General features: G+C 70.9%; 13 protein-coding genes. 5 read left to right on the top strand and 8 right to left on the bottom strand.

Features of this window, described 5'->3' with window-relative positions:
- Nucleotides 1-3 precede the first annotated feature (3 nt).
- The gene (locus tag Q8W67_RS07495; protein ID WP_305543068.1) at nt 4-1404 is read left to right on the top strand and encodes a bifunctional enoyl-CoA hydratase/phosphate acetyltransferase; all 1401 of its coding nucleotides are present in this window, start codon (nt 4-6) and stop codon (nt 1402-1404) included.
- The gene (locus Q8W67_RS07490) at nt 1401-2582 is read left to right on the top strand and encodes an acetate/propionate family kinase (protein ID WP_305543065.1); all 1182 of its coding nucleotides are present in this window, start codon (nt 1401-1403) and stop codon (nt 2580-2582) included. The genes Q8W67_RS07495 and Q8W67_RS07490 overlap by 4 nt, the downstream gene beginning before the upstream one ends.
- Here the strand turns inward: Q8W67_RS07490 and Q8W67_RS07485 are convergent, their stop codons facing one another.
- From Q8W67_RS07485 to Q8W67_RS07470, 4 genes are all read right to left on the bottom strand, one after another.
- Nucleotides 2583-4160, bottom strand: a complete 1578-nt coding sequence (locus tag Q8W67_RS07485; RefSeq protein ID WP_305543060.1) for a bifunctional aminoglycoside phosphotransferase/ATP-binding protein — start codon at nt 4158-4160, stop codon at nt 2583-2585.
- Between the two features lie 23 nt (nt 4161-4183).
- Nucleotides 4184-6793 (bottom strand): magnesium-translocating P-type ATPase, encoded by a 2610-nt coding sequence (gene mgtA, locus Q8W67_RS07480; RefSeq protein WP_305543057.1) that lies wholly within the window; start codon nt 6791-6793, stop codon nt 4184-4186.
- Between the two features lie 367 nt (nt 6794-7160).
- On the bottom strand, nt 7161-8798 hold the full coding sequence (locus Q8W67_RS07475; RefSeq protein ID WP_305543054.1) for an ATP-binding cassette domain-containing protein: 1638 nt from the start codon (nt 8796-8798) through the stop codon (nt 7161-7163).
- Entirely contained in the window at nt 8795-10348 is a 1554-nt protein-coding gene (locus Q8W67_RS07470) for an ATP-binding cassette domain-containing protein (RefSeq protein ID WP_370693835.1), read from the bottom strand. The genes Q8W67_RS07475 and Q8W67_RS07470 overlap by 4 nt, the downstream gene beginning before the upstream one ends.
- A gap of 191 nt (nt 10349-10539) precedes the next feature.
- Here Q8W67_RS07470 and Q8W67_RS07465 point away from each other — a divergent pair, with 191 nt between their 5' ends.
- Genes Q8W67_RS07465 through cydX form a run of 3 tightly spaced genes read left to right on the top strand, consistent with a single transcriptional unit; the run spans nt 10540 to nt 13532 of the window.
- Nucleotides 10540-12129 (top strand): cytochrome ubiquinol oxidase subunit I, encoded by a 1590-nt coding sequence (locus Q8W67_RS07465; RefSeq protein ID WP_305543048.1) that lies wholly within the window; start codon nt 10540-10542, stop codon nt 12127-12129.
- A gap of 58 nt (nt 12130-12187) precedes the next feature.
- The gene (gene cydB / locus Q8W67_RS07460) at nt 12188-13342 is read left to right on the top strand and encodes a cytochrome d ubiquinol oxidase subunit II (RefSeq protein WP_305543045.1); all 1155 of its coding nucleotides are present in this window, start codon (nt 12188-12190) and stop codon (nt 13340-13342) included.
- 58 nt (nt 13343-13400) lie between these two features.
- Nucleotides 13401-13532 (top strand): cytochrome bd-I oxidase subunit CydX, encoded by a 132-nt coding sequence (gene cydX, locus Q8W67_RS07455; protein WP_305543042.1) that lies wholly within the window; start codon nt 13401-13403, stop codon nt 13530-13532.
- Nucleotides 13533-13733: 201 nt separating this feature from the next.
- Here the strand turns inward: cydX and Q8W67_RS07445 are convergent, their stop codons facing one another.
- From Q8W67_RS07445 to Q8W67_RS07430, 4 genes are all read right to left on the bottom strand, one after another.
- Nucleotides 13734-14870, bottom strand: coding sequence for an MFS transporter (locus tag Q8W67_RS07445; RefSeq protein WP_305543556.1), 1137 nt, complete (start codon nt 14868-14870; stop codon nt 13734-13736).
- A 330-nt stretch (nt 14871-15200) separates the two neighbouring features.
- Nucleotides 15201-18491: an efflux RND transporter permease subunit gene (locus tag Q8W67_RS07440; protein ID WP_305543039.1), complete on the bottom strand. Its 3291-nt coding sequence runs from the start codon at nt 18489-18491 to the stop codon at nt 15201-15203.
- A gap of 3 nt (nt 18492-18494) precedes the next feature.
- A complete protein-coding gene (locus tag Q8W67_RS07435) occupies nt 18495-19724 on the bottom strand; it encodes an efflux RND transporter periplasmic adaptor subunit (protein WP_305543036.1) in 1230 nt (409 codons plus the stop codon).
- Between the two features lie 404 nt (nt 19725-20128).
- The gene (locus Q8W67_RS07430; RefSeq protein WP_305543033.1) at nt 20129-20542 is read right to left on the bottom strand and encodes an EF-hand domain-containing protein; all 414 of its coding nucleotides are present in this window, start codon (nt 20540-20542) and stop codon (nt 20129-20131) included.
- Nucleotides 20543-20875: the final 333 nt, after the last annotated feature.

Raw genomic sequence — 20875 nt, 5'->3', positions numbered from 1 at the left:
CTGATGGAACCGCTCCGCTTCATCGAGAACCGCACCTTCGACGAGATCGCGGTGGGCGACAGCGCCTGCCTGACCCGCACCCTGCGGGCCCAGGACATCAGCCTGTTCGCACTGGCCTCCGGCGACGTGAACCCGGCCCATCTCGACCGGGATTATGCCGCGACGGACCGCTACCACGGCGTGATCGCCCACGGGCTGTGGGGCGGGTCGCTGATCTCGGCCGTGCTCGGCACCGCGCTGCCGGGGCCCGGCACGATCTATCTCAGCCAGACCCTGCGGTTCCTGCACCCGGTCCGGATCGGCGACGCGGTCACCGCCCGCGTGACGGTGCGCGAGAAGGATGCCGCGCAGCACCGGATCCGCCTCGACTGCGTGTGCCTGAACGAGCGGGGCGAGCCGGTCGTTACGGGCGAGGCCGAGGTGATCGCCCCCACCGAGAAGGTGCGCCGGCCGCGGGTCCTCCTGCCGGAGGTGCACCTGCACGAGCGGGGCGTGCAGTGGAACCGCCTGATCGAGGCGGCGCGCGCCTTCACCCCGGCCGTGACGGCGATCGTCCATCCCTGCGACGCGGCCTCGCTCGCCGGCGCGCTCGCAGCCCGCGACGCCGGGCTGATCGTGCCGGTTCTGGTGGGTCCGCGCCCGAAGATCGAGGCCGCCGCGCGCGAGGCCCGCCTTGGACTCGACGGCATCGAGATCGTCGACGCCCCCCACAGCCACGCGGCGGCGGAGCGGGCGGTGGCGCTGGCCCGCGCCGGACAGGTGGCGGCGCTGATGAAGGGCGCCCTCCACACCGACGAGATCCTGACGGCCGCCATCGCGAAGGAAACGGGCCTTCGGACCGAGCGGCGCATGAGCCACGTCTACGCACTCGATGTGCCGAACTACCCCAAGCCGCTGTTCCTGACCGACGCCGCCGTCAACATCGCCCCAAGCCTGGAGCAGAAGCGCGACATCGTGCAGAATGCCATCGACCTGTGCCGGGCGCTGGGCCTCGCACAGCCCAAGGTGGCGATCCTGTCGGCCGTCGAGACGGTCTCGACGAAGCTCGGGTCGACGTTGGACGCGGCGGCCCTGTGCAAGATGGCCGAGCGCGGCCAGATCACAGGCGGCCTCGTGGACGGGCCGCTGGCCTTCGATAACGCGGTCTCGCGGGAGGCCGCCGCCGCGAAGGCGATCATCTCGCCCGTGGCGGGTGACGCCGACATCCTCGTCGTACCGGACCTGGTGTCGGGCAACATGCTGGCCAAGCAGCTGATCCACCTCGCGGGCGCCGACGCCGCCGGCCTGCTGCTCGGGGCGCGTGTGCCCATCGTCCTGACCAGCCGGTCCGACAGCCCGGAGGCGCGTCTGGCCTCCTGCGCGCTCGCACAGCTCTTCGCCCACCGCCCCGGGACGCCTCCATGACCCCGACGATCCTGGTGCTGAATGCCGGCTCGTCGAGCCTCAAATTCGCGCTTTTTGAGGCCGGAACCGCGAGGGTCCTGTGTCGGGGTGGTGTCTCCGGCATCGGCCGGGAGGCGAAGGTCGAGGCATCCGGGACGCGGGCGTCCTTCCTCGCCGCCTCTCCCGAGATCGCCCACGCCGATCATGAGGCGACGGTCGCCTGGTTGCTCGATGCGCTGGGCCGCGCGCCGGATCTGTCCCTGCGCGCCGCCGGGCACCGGGTGGTCCATGGCGGACCGGATTTCGCGGAGCCCATCGTCGTCGACGAGGCGACGCTGACCGCCCTCGATCGCCTCGCGCCGCTGGCACCCGCCCACCAGCCGCACAACCTCGCGGCGATCCGGGCCGCCGCGAAGGCGTGGCCCGGCCTGCCGCAGGTCGCCTGCTTCGATACGGCCTTCCACCGCACCCAGCCGCGGCTGGCGCAGCTGTTCCCGATCCCGCGGGCGCTCACGGAGGCGGGGATCGTCCGATACGGCTTCCACGGCCTGTCCTACCAGCACATCGCGGAGGTCCTCCCGGAGGTCGCCGGCGACAGGGCCGAGGGCCGCGTGATCGTGGCGCATCTCGGGCACGGCGCCAGCCTCTGCGCCATGAAGGCACGCCGCAGCATCGCGACGACGATGGGCTTCACGGCCCTCGACGGGCTGATGATGGGCACCCGCTCCGGTGCGGTCGATCCCGGACTGGTGCTCCACCTCATCCGCGAGCGGGGCATGGACCCGGGTGCCGTCGCGGATCTCCTGAACGCGCAATCCGGTCTCCTCGGGGTCTCGGGCCTGAGCGACGACGTGCGGGCGCTGCAGGGCAGCGCCGATCCCCGCGCCGCCGAGGCGCTCGACCTGTTTGCGTACCGCGCGGTACGCGAGGCGGGCTCGCTCATGGCTGCGCTGGGCGGCCTCGACGCGCTCGTGTTCACGGCCGGAATCGGGGAGAATGCGCCCGCAATTCGGGCCGCGATCTGCGCGGGACTGTCGTGGGCTGGGATCGTGCTCGACGAGAGCCGCAATGCCGCCGGGAACGCGCGCATCAGCCGGGACGGATCCGAGGTCGGCGTGTACGTGGTTCCGGCCGACGAGGAGGCACCGATTGCCCGGGCCGTCAATCGCTTGGTGCTCGGCGCATCGGACTGGGCGTGATCACGGGAATGGCGGCCCGGCCCCGATGCTCGGAGCGGCCAACGTCTCCGTCGCCCCGAGGCTGCCGCACAGCGACAGGACTGACGCGCGCAAAGCGTCCAGCGGCCTGTCGGCCGCGAGGCGGTGCCACGCGAGCGGGCCGCAGCCCCGGGCGACCTGGGCGGCCGAAACGGCAGCGGTCGCATCCGAGGGATCGTCGACCCGCCTGTCGACCCGACCTGCCAGCGTCGCGGCCGGCGCCTCCAGCCAGACGCCACAGAACGGGATGCCTCGCTCCCGGGCGATGGCCTCTATCGCCGTCCGCTCCTCGGGCCGATCGAAGACCGCGTCCGCCACCGCGCAATGACCTGCGGAGAGGGCGCGTCCGGCCTCCTGCCGCAGGGTCGCGTAGACCCGCTCGGACGTCGCCGGGTCATACGCGGAGGCCGGCAGGCGCGTCAGGGCGCCGACCCCGTGCAGGCGCTTGCGGATGCGGTCGCTCGCCAGGATTCGGGCGCCCGGGGCCGCACCGATCCAGGGCGCGGCCACCGCCGCGACGCTCGACTTGCCGGACCCGCTGAACCCGCCCACCGCCAGCAGGCGCACGGGCCGGTCGGCGAGCAGACGCCCCGCGAGATCGAAATAGGCGTGCGCCTCCGCGATCCTGGCGGCGGCCGTGACGTCGGCCGCATCCGCCGCCTGCGTCGCGGTCACGTGGGCTCGGATGGCGGCGCGCACCGCCATCAGGAACGGCAGCAGGCCGATGCCGTCGGTCTCGTCCGCAACGTCGAGGTACCGGTTGAACAGGAGGTTGGCGAGGTCGAAGCGCGCGCGGTGCCACAGGTCCATCAGCACGAAGGCGAGGTCGTACAAGACGTCGATCGTCGCGATGGTCTCGCTGAACTCGATGCAGTCGAAGGGGGTCGCCTTCCCCTCGAACAGGCAGATGTTGCGCAAGGTGAGATCGCCATGGCAGCGGCGGACCTTTCCGGCGGCACGGCGGGCGTCGAGGAGGCGGCCGTGCCGACCCAGGGCCGCGCGAAACCGCGCGGCGAGGGCCTCCGCTTCTCCCGCCGAGACCAGCGTCGAAGTTCGGAGCGCGGCGTCGTTCATGTCGAGGAGAGCCGCCATCGCGGCTGCGCCTCCGTGGTCGCGGCTGACCTCCGCGCCTTCGTGAAACACCGCGATGCGGTGCGCGAGATCCGCGATGTGGTCGGGGCCGAGACGCCCGTCGCGCGCCATCGCGTCGAACAGGTCCGCTTCCGGGAAACGGCGCATCTCCACGACGGCGTCGACGAGGTCGCCGGCTCCGTCGAAGGTCAGGCTGCCGTTCGGTTCGCGCGTGATCCGGCGGGCGCCGAGGTAGAGCGCGGGCGCCGTGCGGCTGTTGAGGGCGACCTCCTCCGCGCACGCGGCGAGGCGCCGTCGGGGCGTGGAGAAGTCGAGATAGGGGAAACGAACCGCGCGCTTCACCTTGAACACGCGGTCCCGCGCCAGGAATAGGTTGGAAATGTGGGTCGACACGGTCTCGACCGGGCCCTCGTCCGACAGCGCGTCCGTCAGGAACGTCGTGACCGCATTCTGGCTCTCGGGCGGCATGCGCGGCGATCCCCGGTGGCGGCTCAGGCGGGTCTGGGCCGGCCCTGCGGCCGGGACAGGGCATGTCCAGGGCCGGCCGCGGCGCGGCCAGCGAGCGCGAGGGGCTTCACCAGTTCGGCCAATCCCAGATAGGCGACCGTGATCGCGACGACGGCCATGATGACGGGGAGGGGGGGCACCACGAACCCGAACCAGGGGCCGACCGGCGTGAACGGCAGCGCGAGGGCGACCGCGAGGGCGGCGAGCGAAGAGGCCGCGAGCGCAGCGCTCGGTCGGTCCCGCCAGGAGCGCCCGTTCGTGCGGATGACGAAGATGACGAGGATCTGCGTCGCCATCGATTCCAGGAACCAGGCCGTGCGGAAGGTCTCCGGCCCGGCGCCGAAGGCAATGAGGAGGAGCGCGAAGGTCGCGAGGTCGAACAGCGAGGAGAGCGGGCCCATCACCGCCGCGAAGCGGATGAGGCTCCCCATGTCCCAGACCTGCGGCTCGGCGCTCGCGGCGGGCGGCACGCCGTCGAAGGGAATGCCGACCTCGGACAGATCGTACAGCAGGTTGTTGAGCAGGATCTGGGTCGGAAGCATCGGCAGGAACGGCAGCGCCACCGAGGCGGCGGCCATGGACAGCATATTGCCGAAGTTCGAGCTCGCGCCCATGCGGACGTATTTGAGGATGTTGGCGAAGGTCCGGCGCCCTTCGGTCACGCCGTCGGCCACGACCTCCAGGTCCGGGGCGAGCAGGATCATGTCGGCCGCAGCCTGGGCGACGCCGGTGGCGCCCTCGACCGACAGGCCGATATCGGCCTGCCGCAGGGCCGGGGCATCGTTGATGCCGTCGCCGAGGAAGCCCACCACCGCGCCAGTGCCCTTCAGGGCGCGGACCACGCGCACCTTCTGATCCGGCGTGAGACGCCCGTAGGCGTCGACCTCGCGCACGCGCACAGCGAGCGCATCGTCGCTCAGGGCCGCGACCTCGGACCCGGACAGCGTGGTCTCGGCGTTCAAGCCGACGAGACCCGCGAGGCGGCGCACCACGACCGGATCGTCTCCGGACAGGACTTTTACGCGCACGCCGGCCGCCGCGAGACGCGCCACCGCCGCGGCGGCGGTCGCCTTGGGAGGATCGGCGAAGGCGCAGAACCCGTCGAGGACCAGCTCCGACTCGTCCAGGGCCGCCGCTCCGGCGCCGGTTCGCGACGCGACGGCGATGCTGCGCTGGCCTTCCGCGGCGAGGGCGCGGACGCGGTCGAGGGCCTGCGCGCGCTCCGTATCCGTCAACGGCCGGTCCAGGCCGCCCTCGCGCCGCCACCGACAGAGCGGGACCACCACCTCCGGCGCCCCCTTCACGATCAGGAGCGCCCCCTCGGGACCCTGGGCCAGGACCGAGCCGGTGCGCCGGGCGAAGTCGAAGGCGCGACGGCCCTCGAGCCGCCAGCCCGCGGCGGACTCCGGAGCCGCGCGGACGAGGGCCGCATCGAGGGAGCCACGGTCCCCGCCAAGCGAAGCCGCGATGGCGGCGAGCTTGGCCGCCCGCGGGTCTTCGCGTCCGGCGCCGTCGAGGCTGCCGCTCAGGACGATCTCCGCGGAGGTCAGGGTCCCGGTCTTGTCGGTGCAGAGGATCGTCATCGCGCCGAGATCGTGGATCGCGGCGAGCCGCTTCACGATCACCTTCCGCTTCGCCATGCGCAGGGCGCCGCGGGACAGCGTCACGGTGGTGATCATCGGCAGAAGCTCGGGGGTGAGCCCGACGGCCAGCGCGACGGCAAACAGCAGCGAGTCGAGGACGGGACGGCCGAAGGCGACGCGGAGCGCCAGGACGGCGACGACGAGTGCGATCGTCAACCGCGCGACGACGAGGCCGAATTCGCGCAGATCTCGCTGGAACGGCGACGGGGCGGCGGTCTCGCCGAGGGCCGCGGCGGCGGCACCGAACATCGTGGCGCGTCCGGTGGAAACGACCAGCGCAACCGCCTCCCCGGTCTGGGCGACCGCGCCGCGGAAGAGGGCGTTGGACGCCTCGGCCGGGCTCGCCGCGTTCACGCTGCCGGGCCGCTTCTCGACCGGGTAGGGCTCGCCGGTGAGCGCCGCCTCGGCGGCTGTGAAGGCACCGGCCTCGATGATCAGGGCGTCGGCCGGAACGATGTCTCCGGCGCGCACGCGGATCACATCCCCCGGCACCACCCCGTCGACGGGGATCGTGACGAAGGCGCCGTCGCGCCTGACCTCTGCCTTGAGCGCCACCGAGCGGCGCAGCGCCTCCGCGGTCCTGACCGCATGCCCCTCCTGAACGGTGTCGAGGCCGATGGACAGTGCGAGGATGACCGCGATGATCGCGCCGCCGATCCAGTCGCCGGATGTGGCGGAGACCAGCGCGGCGACCAGAAGGATCAGCGAGAGCGGCTCGAGGAGCCGCCGCAGGACGGCGTTGAGGCTGCCCTCGATCGAGGGCGGGGCATCGACGTTCGCCCCGTAGCGGGTCAGCCGGCGGGCGGCTTCGTCGGACGGGAGGCCGCCGAGATCGCACCGAAGCGCCGTCGACAGCGCCTCCGGGGTCTCGGTCCAGAAATACGGGACGGGCGGCGGGACCCGGCCTTCGCGGGGATGCTCTGCGCCGAGCGTTCGCCGGATACGGGTCATTCTCGACATCGAAGCCTTCGTCCCCGCCGGTGCAGCGATCATCGCGAGCCTCGGAGGTCAGCCCTGGCCGAGAATCGGCTCCGGATGCGCAGGGGCTTCCATGAGGCGAGCATCGCCCGGCCCGGGCCGCCCCGGTCATCCTGACAGCCCTCGGACCTTGAGCGTTGATCCACCTCAAGGGCCATGGGCGGAGAAACGGCACCTGGACACCGGCACCTGGACCCTGTGGGCGGCCATCCGGCGCGGGCCGCCTCGGGCACCGTGTTCCGGCTGCCGACAGGGCGCGCCGGGCCGTCGCCGCGCAGGGCGTCGATGCGGCCCGAGCGGATCGGCGTTCATGGGGTGCAAGCTCGGCGTGGCCCCCGGTTCAGGTCCGGAGGCTGTCCAGCGCGCATCGGCGTGACGGGACGCCGGGTTCCGGGCGATGGCTCGTCAATACGACGACGCGGTCGCTCCAGCAGGCCAGCAGGCGGCCGAGGATGCGCGCAGCCTGACGGTCGCCGAGGTGCTCGCCGGGCTCATCGAGCAGGATCACCGGAGCCGGGCTCAGGGCGGCGCGGGCGAGGTCGAGCCGCCGGGCCTCGCCCAGCGAGAGGCTGCCTTCCGTGATCCAGGCATCGAGGCCTCCCTGCGAGCGGATGCGGGCATCGAGCTCGACCAGTTCCAGCGCCGCCCACAGCTCCGCCTCCGAGGCGCCGGGTGCGAACAGGTTCTCCCGGACGGTGTCGGCGAGGATCGCCGCGTCGTGCAGGCCGAGATACGTCAGCAGGCGTCGCTCGGCCGCCGAGCGTGGGGTACCGCCGAGCCGGATTGTCTCTCCGGACCGGTCGTTGCTCCAGCCTGCGAGCGCCTTGAGCAGCGAGGTCTTGCCGCAGCCGCTGGCCCCCACGAGGGTCAGGGCCGCGCCCGGCGCGACCGCGAGTTCCGGCACGGGCCCGAGGTCGCGGCCGTCGGGGGCCTGCAGCCGCAAACCCTGCACGGCGAGGGCGCCGGGACAGCGGATCCCATCCCGTCGTCCGATTTCCACCTCGTCGGCGCCCCCTCGGGCGGCGCGGTGCGTCTGGGCGAGGCTCGCTCGGGCGAGACGGGCACGGGCCGCCCCGAGAAGGGCACGCCCGAGGGCGAGCATCGGCTCGGCAAGTCCCAGCCACGCGAAGGCCAGGAATGCCGCCGGCAGGAATTCGGTGCCGCGCGCGCCAGCGTTCCACGCGGCGAGCAGGACGGCCACGGCAGCGGTGGGGCCGGCGAGCGCCAGGAGGGCCTCCAATCCAGCGAGCGCGCGCCGCCCTGCGGCCGCCTCCCGCTCGGCGGCCCGGATCGGATCGAGGGCTGCCCGCACGGCCTCCCAGCGGCGGCCTTCGGCGTCGAGCGCCACGGCGCCGGCGAGGGCGGCTCCGAGATCCGCGGCCGCGTCCCGACGCGAGGCCCGCACGCGCGTCTCGATCGCGGCGAGCCGCGCTGCCGTGAGGCGCGCGACCGGCAAGCTGGCCAGGGCGAGCCCGGCGACGGGCACGAGGGCGAGCGGCGCGGCGAAGGCCGTGAGGAGGAGGAGCGCCAGGACCGCGGCGCTCGTAATCGCCACCGGAAAGCCGACGCGCAGCCGGGCGTAGTCCACATCCGCGACATCGTCGATGAAGTCGGCGAGGCGCTCCGGGCGTCCGAGCTGCCAGCCCGCGCTGCGGCTCTCCGGCGCGCGGGCCAGCGCGGCGAAGAGGGCGGCACGGCGGCGGACTTGATCCGTCAGGGCCGCGCGGTGACCGGCCATCCGCTCGCCGTAACGCGCGCCGGTGCGCAACAACGCGAACAGACGCACCAGCGCGGCCGGATTGTGGAAATTGAAGGCGAGCGCCATCGGGCCGGCGCCCGCCAGCGCCACGGCAGCCAGGAAGGTCATGGCGGTCCCGGCGAGCAGCAGGTTCGCCGCCAGGGCGAGGGCCGCGAGCCCGAAGGCGATCCGCCAAGCGGGGCCGGACCCGCGGGATTCGGCCTCGGTGGAGGGGATCATGCCGCCTGCCTTTCGGGAATCGAGGCACCGAGCGCAATGCACCGGTCGGCCAGGGCCGCGAGGGCGGGATCGTGCGTCGCCACGATCACGAGACGGGTGCGGGCGGCGAGCCGCAGGGCCTGCCGGACCCGCGCGGCGTTGACCGCATCGAGCTTGGCAGTCGGCTCGTCGCAGAAGGCCGTGCCGGGCCGCAACAGCAGGCGCGCCACCGCGATCCGCACGCGCTGGCCTCCGGAGAGGTTCTCGCCGCCAGCCCGGACCGTCGCCTCGACGCCGCCCGGCCAGTGCGGATCGTCCGCGAGACCGAGAAGCCCGGCGGCAACCGTCACCGCCTCGGGCGTCGCAACCGTCCCGTCCGCGATCGCGCGGCTCAGGGAGCCGCCCGGGACGGGCGTGTCGAGCGCGACCCACGTCGACGGGCCCGCTGCCGGCAACCGGACCGCGCCGGCCAGCGGCGCCTCGACTCCGGCCAGCACCCGCAGCAGGGTCGACTTGCCCGCCCCGCTCGGGCCAGTGAACGCGACCAAGCCGGTCTCGGGCAGGTCGAAATCGGCAACCGGTCCGGCATGGGGCAGGACAAGGCCCCGGGCGCCCGGCATCTCCGGAAGCGGCCGCGTCCCGACCGCCTTCGGTCCTGCCGCGTCGGTGAACGCCCAGGTGAGGGCCGTCGCGGCGGCCTCGCCCTCAGCCTTGGCGTGGTACAGCTCGGCGTAGCGGCGGAAGGGGGCAAAATATTCGGGTGCGAGCAGCAGGATCAGCAGGCTCTGCCAGAGCGCGAGATGCGCGAAGCCCGGCACCTCGGCGAGGCCGAGATGGCCGAGACCGAGGAACACCGCCAGGATCGCGATGGCCAGAGCGGAGAAGAAGTCGAGCACGCCGGCGTTGAGGAAGGCCACGGCGAGCACATTCATGGTGCCGTCCGCGTAGGCTTTGAGCCGCCGGTCGAGCTTGGCCGCCTCGCGGTCGAGACCGTGCGCGGCGAGGATCGTCGGCAGCGTGCGCAGCCGGTCGGCGAACTGGGTGGCGAGCCGCCCGAGCGCCGCTTCCTGGGCAGCGGCCCGATCGCGGATCATCCCGCCGACCAGGGCGAAGAACACGATCATCGCGGGGGTCGCGAGAAGGAGGGCGAGCGCCGCCTGCCAGGACACCACCGCGGCCGCACCGGCCGCCAGCATAGGCCCGAGCGCCATCATCCGGCGGGCCGCAGCGTGGCCGACGACCAGACGGGCGATCGCCCCGGGATGCCGTTGCAACCCGCTGATCGCCGCGCCGCGCGGGAGCTCCGCGACGGCCCGGGCCGGCATCGCGACCAGCCGCGCCTCCGCGGCGTCGATGAGCGCGGCGCCAACCTCCGCCTCCAGGTCGGCACTGAGCGCCTCGATCGCGGCGCCGAGCCCGGCACCCGCGAGGATGCAGGACGCAGCGAGGCCGAGCGCCGCGCCGTCGAGGCGTCCCGTCTCGACAAGCGGACCGGCGAGCCGGGCGAGCGCCACGGCGCCCGTGAGGGCCAGGACGCAGCGCAGGGCCTGGAGCGCGTGAATGCGGCGCAAGCCGGTTCGTGCGGACCGGCGGGCGAGGCCCAGGGCGGCAGCCCCGGGCAAGGCACCATGCGGACGGGCGCGCGTCGTTCGTCTCAGGATCATGCCGCCTTGTGCGGGGCGCGGCACGGCCGAGCTTTGATCTGCGTCAATGCCTTCCGGCCCTCTTGGAGCGACAGGCGCTAGCGGACCAGGAGGGCCCCATGACCGATCCGCTGCTCGTCGATCTGTCGCGCCTGCAATTCGCGCTGACGGCGATGTACCATTTCCTCTTCGTGCCCCTGACGCTGGGGCTCTCGATCCTCGTCGCCATGATGGAGACGGTCTACGTCATGACGCGCCGCCGGATCTGGCGCGACATGACGAAGTTCTGGGGCCTCCTGTTCGGCATCAACTTCGCGCTCGGCGTCGCCACCGGCCTGACCATGGAGTTCCAGTTCGGAATGAACTGGGCCTATTATTCGCACTACGTCGGCGACGTTTTCGGGGCCCCGCTCGCCATCGAGGGCCTGATGGCCTTCTTCCTGGAGGCGACCTTCGTCGGCCTGTTCTTCTTCGGCTGGGACAAGCTCAAGCCGCTCACCCACTGCGCGGTGACGTGGCTGATGGCGCTCGGCACGAACTTCTCCGCGCTCTGGATCCTGATCGCCAATGGCTGGATGCAGAACCCAGTCGGCTCGCTGTTCAACCCCGACACGATGCGCATGGAGGTGACCGACTTCGCCGCCGTGCTGCTGAACCCGGTGGCGCAGGCGAAGTTCGTCCACACGGTCTCGGCCGGCTACGTTTGCGGCGCGGTCTTCGTGCTGGGCGTCTCGGCCTTCTACATCCTGCGCGGCCGGCACCTGGAACTCGCCAAGCGCTCCTTCGCGATCGCGGCGGCCTTCGGCCTCGCCTCGGCGCTCAGCGTCGTCGTACTCGGCGACGAGAGCGGCTACGCCGTCACCGACCATCAGAAGATGAAGCTCGCCGCCATGGAGGCGATGTGGCACACCGAGGAGGCCCCTGCCGCCTTCACGGCCATCGGCATCCCCGACCTGGAAAACCGCACGACCCGCTACGCGATCCATATCCCGTGGGCGATGGGCCTGATCGGCACCCGCTCGCTCGCCACCGAGATCCCCGGCATCGCCGAACTGGTCGAGATCGCCAAGGGCCGCATCCGCAACGGACTCGTGGCCTATGCGGCGCTGGAGCGGATCAAGAACGACCGCCAGGATACCGAGGCCCGCACCACCTTCGCCCGGACCCAGGTCGACCTCGGCTACGCCCAGCTCCTGAAGCCTCTCATCGGCGATCCGCTGACGGCGAGCGAGGCCGATATCGCGCGCGCCGCCTGGTCGACCGTGCCGCACGTGCCTTCGATCTTCTTCACCTTCCGCGCGATGGCGGCCTGCGGCTTCCTGCTGATCGCCCTGTTCGGGGCCGCCCTCTGGTACACGGCGCGCGAGGCGGAGGCTCCGCGCTGGTTGTTCTGGGCGGCGCTGCTGGCCCTGCCGCTGCCCTGGATCGCGATCGAGTTCGGCTGGTTCGTCGCCGAGTTCGGCCGCCAGCCCTGGATCATCGAGGGCGTGCTGCCGACCGCGCTCGCCACCTCCGAACTCGGCATCCCCTCCCTGCTGATCACCCTCGCGGGCTTCACCCTGGTCTACGGCGTGCTCGCGGTGATCGAGGTGCGGCTGATGCTGCGGGCCATCGCCAAGGGCCCCGAGACACTCGCCGACGATCCGGCCTCGCTGTTCCCGGACACTGGCGCGAACCGGACCGGTCCCCGCCTCGCCGCGGCCGAGTAGGCCGGCTGCCGTTCCCTCAGACGCCGGTCCGTCCGGCCCGAACCGAGGATTTTCCGCGATGCTCGCATACCTGTCCGACTACGAATCGCTCCGCCTGATCTGGTGGGTGCTGCTCGGCGTTCTCCTGATCGGCTTCGCCGTCACGGACGGCTTCGATCTCGGCGTCGGCGCCCTGCTGCCCTTCGTGGGCCGCACCGACCTCGAGCGGCGCGTGGCAATCCATACCGTCGCGGCGACCTGGGAAGGCAACCAGGTCTGGCTGGTGCTCGGCGGCGGCGCGATCTTCGCCGCCTGGCCGGCGCTCTATGCGCTGAGCTTCTCCGGCTTCTACCTCGCCATGTTTCTGGTGCTGTTCGCCCTGATCCTGCGGCCGGTGGCCTTCAAGTACCGGTCGAAGCGCGAGGGGACGGCTTGGCGCTCGGCCTGGGACTGGGCGCTGTTCGTCGGCGGCGCGGTGCCGGCGCTGATTTTCGGCGTCGCGGTCGGCAACGTGCTTCAGGGCGTGCCCTTCCACTTCACCGGCGACCTGCGCCCGATCTACGAGGGCACGCTCTTCGGCCTGCTCAACCCGCTCGCGCTCTATTGCGGCCTGGTCTCGGTGGCGATGCTGGTCGCCCACGGCGCTGCCTGGCTCGCCTTCAAGGCCGAGGGGCCGGTGGCCGAGCGCGCCCGTGCCATCGGGCTCAAGGCGGCCCTCGCGACCGCAGCCCTGTTCGCGGGCGGCGGGCTCCTCGTCTGGGCCGGCGCCTTCGGCGGCTACCACGTCGTCACCCCGCTCGCCGGGGATGGCCCCTCGAACCCGCTGACCAAGGACGTGATCACGGATCCGGGCGCGTGGCTGGCGAATTTCCGGGCGACACCAGCCCTCGCCCTCGTGCCGCTCCTCGGGATCGCCGGTCCGTTGCTCGCTGCTGCGGGTTTCCGAGCGCGCCGCGAGGGGCTGACGTTCCTCGCTTCGAACCTCGGCATCGCCTGCATCATCGCCACCGTCGGCCTCTCGATGTTCCCGATCATCCTGCCGTCGAGCACGCATCCGGGCCACGCGCTGACCGTGTTCGACGCATCCTCCAGCCGGGCGACCCTGCGCAACATGCTGATCGCCACCGTGATCTTCCTTCCGCTGGTCCTCGCCTACACGGCCTGGGTCTACCGGGTGCTGTGGGGCAAGGTCTCCGAGCGCGACATCACCGCCCCTGGCTCGCCGGCCTACTGAATCCGTCCGGAGCCCCCGGCGCGGACGGGGCTCCCCCCGAACGCAAGGAAATGTGACGATGTGGTACTTCGCCTGGGTCCTCGGCCTCGGACTGGCCGCGACGGTGGGGGTGCTGAACGCGCTCTGGTACGAGTTGCGCCTGATCCGGGAGACACCACCCGAGATCACGCCGACGCTGCCCACGCCATGACACGCGCCGTGCCATCGGTGATCAGAGAGAGCAGCAATTTTCGGCGTCGATGCCAGCATTACGCCGCTCGGCCTGAGCCTCACGCGAGCCCACCGCCGCCACCGGGTGATGATGGCCCCAACCTTCGATGCCATCCCACCCGTGCGCTGTGGCGGGCGACGGCGCAGCGGGCATCTAGAGCCTCGGATCGCCCGGCCCGGATCAGGCCGTTCTGTCGGGCGCTCTGACCTTGATGATCCGGAGGCCACCCAGTGCGAAGGCGCTGAACGCTGCCCCCGCCAGGAAGGTGGCCGGCGCCCCGAAGGCGTCCCACAGCCAGCCGGCGACGACGCTCGCGACGAGCAGGGACACCCCCGTCAGGAGATTGAACACGCCGAAGGCGGTGCCGCGCAGATCCGGGGCGGCCGTGTCGGCGACCATCGCCGCGAGAAGGCCTTGGCTGAAACCCATATGCAGCCCCCACAGGGCGACACCCAGCCACGCCACGGCGAGGCTGGGGGACCAGGCGAGCACCAGATCGGCCAGCACGAGGAGGACGAGGCCGACCTGCAGGAGTGTCATCCGGTCCATCCGGTCGGAGAGCGCGCCGACCGGGTAGGAGGACAGGGCATAGACGACGCTCATGACCACCAGGACGAACGGCAGCAGGTAGGGTGCGACCCCGAATTCCTGCACGCGCAGCAGCAGGAACGCCTCGCTGAAGCGGGCCAGGGTCAGCACCACGGAAACCGCGACCACCTGCCAGTAACGCGCTCCGAGCCGAGCCAGGGCCTCGGACCTGAGTGGAAACCGGACGGGGTGCCGTACGGCCGTCGCACCGGGATCCTTCACGGCGAGCACGAGCACTGCGAAGGACAGCACGCCCGGCAGAACGGCGACCCAGAACACGGCCCGGAAGTCGTTCGCGAAGTGCCACATCAGGACGATGGCGAGCAGAGGGCCGGTGAAGGCGCCGACCGTGTCGAGCGTCTGGCGCAGGCCGAAGCTGGCTCCGCGCAGTTCCGGCGGCGCGAGGTCGGCCACGAGGGCATCGCGCGGCGCGCCCCGGATGCCCTTGCCGACCCGGTCGATGAAGCGTGCAGCGACCAGCCATTCCAGGGAGTTCGCCAGGGGGAAGATCGGCTTGGTGCATGCCGCGATCCCGTAGCCGACGGCCGCCAGGAGCTTGCGCCGGCCGAGCCAATCGCTGAGCGCCCCCGAGAACACCTTTACGATGGAGGCGGTCGCCTCGGCGAGGCCCTCGATGATGCCGACCGCCAGCGTCGAGGTGCCGAGCACGGTGACCATGTAGATGGGCAGGAGCGCGTGGATCATCTCCGAGGAGATATCCATCAGCATGCTCACGAAGCCGAGTGCCCAGATCCCGGCCGGGATGCGCCTACCGACCGGGAGAGGCGTTTTGTCCAAGGTCGTCACGATGCTCCCCCAACCCGCCGCCGCACGTTTCCCGATGGTCGAGCCCCATCGACCCGGATTTCCGGCAGCGTGCGAATGCTGCTCGCGTACCTTCCCGGCTTACGATTGGACCAGCCGGCAGCGATGCAGGCGTCGTGCTACCTCATGGCACCCGCGCATGCCATGAAGGGCAGGCAGACCGCCCCATGCGGCGCTTTACACAATCGCCCCGCGCGCGGTCGCCGACCGGGCCCGAGAGTGGCCGGCCTTCCCTTACTCCGCCGCTTGCAGGTGTCCGGACGCCGCGGCCGGTGCTGCCTCGGCTGGCCGGGCCGTCACCGTACCGAACCGCACGTACAAGGCCGGCAACACCAGCAGGGTCAGCAGGGTCGCGCTGACCAGGCCGCCGATGACGACGGTCGCCAGCGGACGCTGCACCTCCGCGCCCGTGCCCGTCGCCAGGGCCATCGGAACGAAGCCCAGGGCGGCGACCAGGGCGGTCATGACGACGGGTCGGAGGCGCGTCAGGGCGCCCTCTCGCACGGCTTCCGGAATACCCATGCCGTTCGCCACCAGCGTGCGGATGTGGTTGAGGAGCACCAGGCCGTTCAGGACCGCCACGCCCGAAAGCGCGATGAAGCCGACCGCCGCCGAGACCGAGAAGGGCATGTCCCGCAGCCACAGGGCAGCAACGCCGCCGGTCAGGGCCATCGGCACCGCACTGAACACGATGGATGCATCCCGGGCCGAGCCCAGGGCACCGAGCAGCAGGATCAGGATCAGCGCGAAGCAGGCGGGCACGACGATCATCAGGCGCTGGCGGGCCGCCGTCAGGTTCTCGAACTGCCCTCCCCAGCGCACCTCGTAGCCGGCCGGCAGCTTCACCTCGGCGGCGATCCGCTCCTGCGCCTCGGCCACCAGCGAGCCTATGTCGCGGCCGCGCACGTTCGCGGTCACCACCACCCGACGTCTGCCGTTCTCGCGGCTGACCTGATTTGGTCCCTCCGTGAAGGTGAAGCTCGCCAACTGCCGCAACGGCACGCTCAAAGCTCCGGCCGGCCCGGGTGCAGCCGAAACGCCCGTGCCCATCCGTACCTGCGCGGCCTGCGCGGCTGGTAGCGGCACCGGCAGGTTCTTCAGCGCCTCGACGTCGCCCCGGACGTTGTCGGCAAGGCGCACCACGATGCTGAACCGACGGTCGCCTTCGTAGACCAACCCGGCATCCTTGCCGCCGACCGCGGTACCGATCACATCCTGGACATCGGCCATGCTCAACCCGCGCCGGGCAATCTCGCGCCGGTCGATCTTGATCTCCAGGAACGGTAGCCCGACCACCTCCTCGACCTTCACGTCGGCGGCTCCGTCCAGACTCCGCAGGATGCCGGCGATCTTGCGGGCGCCCTCGACCATCGGCCCGAACTCCTCGCCGAATACCTTCACCGCGAGGTCGTCGCGCACGCCGGCGATGAGCTCGTTGAAGCGCATCTGGATCGGCTGGGAGAAGCCCAGCAGCGTGCCTGGGATCAGCTTCGCCTCCACCTCCATCCGGCCGATGAGGGCCTCCTTGGTTTCCTCCGGATCGGGCCACGCGCTCTGCGGCTTCAGGATGAGGTAGGCATCGCAGGCGTTCGGCGGCATCGGGTCCGCCGCGATGTCGGGCGTGCCGCAGCGCGAGTACACGAAGGCCACCTCCGGGAACTTGTTCATCGCCTCCTCAACGCCGAGTTGCATGGCCTGCGACTGCGAGATGGCGGTCGAGGGGATGCGCCGCGCCTCCATGACGATGTTCTTCTCGTCGAGCGTCGGCGTGAACTCCTGGCCCAGCCGCGTCGCGAGGACCCCTGCCAAGCAGATGATCGCGAACGCGCAGGCGAGGTAGGCCATCGGCGCCGAGATCGCGCCGGCCAGCAGCGGCCGGTAGGCACCCTTGAGGACCCGGATGAGAGCATTGTCGCCCTCGCTGACGCGGCCGGTGATCACGGTCGCGATCATCGCGGGCACGAAGGTCAGCGACAGGACGAAAGCCGCCGCCAGCGCGATCAGCACCGTCAGTGCCATCGGCGCGAACGTCTTGCCCTCGACACCGGTGAAGGTCAGCAGCGGCACGTAGACCAGGATGATGATGGCCTGTCCGTAGACACTCGGCTTGATCATCTCCTCGGCCGAGACTCGGACGGTCACCAGCCGCTCGTCCAGTGCCAGCTTCCTTCCGAGCGCGTGCTGGCGCTCGGCGAGGTGCCGCAAGCTATTCTCGGAGATGATGACCGCGCCGTCGACAATGAGCCCGAAGTCGAGGGCGCCGAGCGACATCAGGTTGGCGCTGATGTGTCCGGCCAGCATGCCGGTGGCCGTCAGCATCATGGTCACCGGGATGACCAGCGCCGTGATGATCGCGGCCCGGATGTTGCCGAGGGCCAGGAACAGCACCGCGATGACCAGCAGCGCCCCTTCCGCGAGGTTCTTGGCCACCGTCTTGACCGTGGCATCGACGAGGTCCGTGCGGCTGAGCAGCGTCCGCGCCTGGATGCCTGGCGGCAGCAGCCGGTTGATCTCCTGGATCTTGGCGGAGGCGGCCGCCGCGACCGTGCGGCTGTTCTCGCCGATCAGCATCAGCGCGGTGCCCAGCACCACCTCGTGGCCGTTCTCGCTGGCCGATCCGGTGCGGAGTTCCCGCCCGATTCCGACCTCGGCGACATCCCTTACCAGGATCGGAACGCCGTTGCGGGTCGCCACCACGATATCGCGGATCTGGTCGACGTTCTCGATCAGGCCGCCGGCCCGGACGACATAGCCTTCGCCGTTACGCTCGACGTAGTTTGCCCCGCGGGTCACGTTGTTGACCTCGATGGCCCGCGTCAGGTCGGCGAAGGACAGGCCGTAGCCGACGAGCTTCATCGGGTCGGGCTGGACTTGGTACTCCTTCACGAAGCCGCCGATGGCGTCGGCACCTGCGACACCCGGCACGCTCTTCATCTGCGGCCGGATGATCCAATCCTGGACCGTGCGCAGGTACACCGCTCGTTCGAAGTCCGAATTCAGCCGCTCGCCTTCCGGGGTCAGGTAGCTGCCGTCTGGCTGCCAGCCGGGCCGGCCCTCCCGGACGGGCGTGCCCTCACCGGGCGGCTGGTACTCGACCGCCCACCAGTAGATCTCGCCGAGGCCGGTCGAGATCGGCCCGAGCCGGACCTCGACCCCGGGGGGCAGGGTGCCACGCACCTCGACAAGCCGCTCGTTCACTTGGCTCCGGGCGAAGTAGACATCGACCTTGTCGCTGAAGACGGCGGTGAGCTGGGCGAACCCGTTGCGCGAGAAGCTGCGCATGCTCTCCAGGCTCGGCGTGCCGGCGAGCGCCCGCTCGATCAGGACCGTGACCTGCTTCTCGATCTCGACCGGCGTCAGAGCCGGCGCGATGACGTTGATCTGGACCTGGTTGTTCGTGACGTCCGGGACCGCGTCGATGGGCAGCCGTGCGAGCGACCAGGCGCCGAAAGCGGCCGCGATGAGCGTCACCAGAATGACCGCGTAGCGGTTGGTGACCGAGAAGGCGAGGATCGAGCGGATCATGGCTCAATCCTCCGCCGCGGCCTTGCCGAGCTCGGACTTGAGCGTGAAGGTGTTGGCCACCGCGATGGTTTCCCCTGGCTCCAGCCCTGCCGTCACCTCGACGCCGTCGTCGTCCGATCGCCCGAGCTTGACCGGGCGCGTCTCAAAACCGTTCGCCACCCGCACGAAGACGCTCGGCTTGCCCTCCAGGGTCTGGATGGCTGTCGCGGGGACGAGGACCCGAACGGGCTTGTCGGAAATCTCGATCTCGGCGGCCACGAACGAGCCAGGCCGCCAGGTCTCGTCCGGATTGGCCAGTTCCGCGACGACCCGCGCCGCGCGCGTATTCTGGTCGAGGACGGGGACGATGAAGACGATGCGACCGCGGGCCGCCTCGCCGGTCGCCTCCGCCCGCACGGCCACCGTCTGGCCCTCGCGGACCAGCGGCATGTCGCTGGGGCTCACCGCGAGATCGACCCAGACCGTCGACAGATCGACGACGCTGTAGAGTTCGGTCTCCAGGTTGTCCCGGCCGACCGCCGCCCCGAGGTCGACGCGCCGCTCCACCACCTTCCCACTGAGCGGCGAGCGGATCTCCTGGCGCTCGAACTGAGCCTCCGGCTGGTTCGGCAACGCCTGGATCTCGGCCTGGCCAAGGCCGAGGAAGGATAGCTTGCGGCGGGACGCGTCTTCCTTGACCTTCAGGTCCTGGTAGCTCGCCTGCGAGCGTAGGTACTGCTGCTCGGACGAGACGCGCTTATCCCAGAGCTCCTTGTCGCGCTCGTAGAGGGTCTTCTGCAACGCGGCCGACACCCGCGCCGCCAGGTACTCGCCCTTGGCATCGGCGATCTCGCGGCTGTCGAGCAGGGCGACCACCTCGCCCTTGGCGACCTTGTCACCGAGCCCCTTGCGCAGCTCGACCACAGTGCCGGTCGTCTTCACCGCAATCCGGGCGGTGCCGTTGGCGCTCGGGATGATGGTGCCCGGCACGTGCAGGTGGCGCGAGAGGCGCCCCTCGCTGGCGGGGGACACGCGGATCCTGGCCTTCGCGATCTGATCGTCAGTGAGGCGAACCAGCCCGGACTTTTCCGGCTCCGGAACGGCCGCCGGCGTCACGTCCGGGCGAGCGGTCGCGGGCTCGTGCCGGGAGCCTGCCAGTAAGGTCCGCAACGCGTCGGGTGCGGCAGGCCACCATGTCGCGACGAGAAAGCCGCCGGCGACAGCCAGCAGCACGGGGAGGAGACGCTTGAGCATGTCGGTGCCATGGGCGGCGGCTCACGCGCGAGCGTGGTCCCGGTGCCGGTGTTTCGAGGATAGTAGGCGAGGAACTGCTACCCTACCATCTAGCCGAGCGGCGCGGCGCGAAGACAGGTATGCCGGTCACGCTCGTGGTGCTCGGCTCACTGGGCCGAGTGTCCATCGCGGCGGCGACCAATCTCCGGCGGGCCTCCGACCCGGACGACTTCGAGGACGCGTACCCTCCGCTTCGATCCCGAACCTCCGTCCCCGGAAGGCGCCGGTCCGGGCGGGCACGCCCAAAGCCAATGTCAGCGACGACCTGCATCAGCGCTGGCCCACGGCCGAGCCGGGCTGAAGACGACGCGCCTCCGGCTCGTCCTGCTCCCGCGCATCCTTTGCAGGGTCGATGCGAGGCTTCATTATGGTTCTTCAAAGAATTTCCGAATCTCGTCAGGGGTTACTTTTCCATCCTTGTTGGCGTCGACCGCATTGAAGATACGCTTATGAATGGCCGTCACCTCCTCGAAAGAGAGGGACCCGTCTCCATCCGTGTCGGCAATAGCGAACATCATCCGCATTCTCAGCCCGCCATCCGTCATGCCCCTGTTCATCCCGTCCATCATGTGGCCCATCATTCCATGCCTGCCGCCCTGGCCCATCCCTCCCATGCCGCTCATCATGCCTCGCCCCATCATCCCTGACTGATTGGGCTGGGCGCTCTGGTCCGGCGGGCTCATCGGGCCCGTCGATGTCTGGGCGCGCGCGCTGGACAGCGAACCGGCAGCGAGGAGGGTGGTGAGTGCCGTCACGTGCATCAGTGTTGCCAGCGTCATGGGGGCCTCCTGAGCTATAGGTGGAGTACTTCATCACGACCGCTGCCGTCGGCGATGCGGTCGGCCGGTGGCGCAGCAGACCTTAATCTGACCCGGCCCGGATGATCCCACCTTGATGTCGATCAAGCGCCCGGGAGACTCTGCCCCGAATCTCACGCGGGTTTGCCCCACGCGGGCCGCCGTCACCAAACCTTACGCTGGGTGCGCGACCGCAGCTTCGCGGTGGTCTCCTCAGACTCGAGCCGCGTCTCGACACTGTTGGTGCCTCCGGCCCGAACGCTGGACCGAAGGGCGGCCGAGTCCTGCTGGGGCCGTATCGACATGGCAGGGATG

Source organism: Methylobacterium sp. NEAU K (assembly GCF_030700285.1).
Classification (GTDB): domain Bacteria; phylum Pseudomonadota; class Alphaproteobacteria; order Rhizobiales; family Beijerinckiaceae; genus Methylobacterium.
The sequence above is the reverse complement of the archived record's forward strand: the minus strand, read 5'-3'. Positions and strand labels throughout refer to the sequence as shown.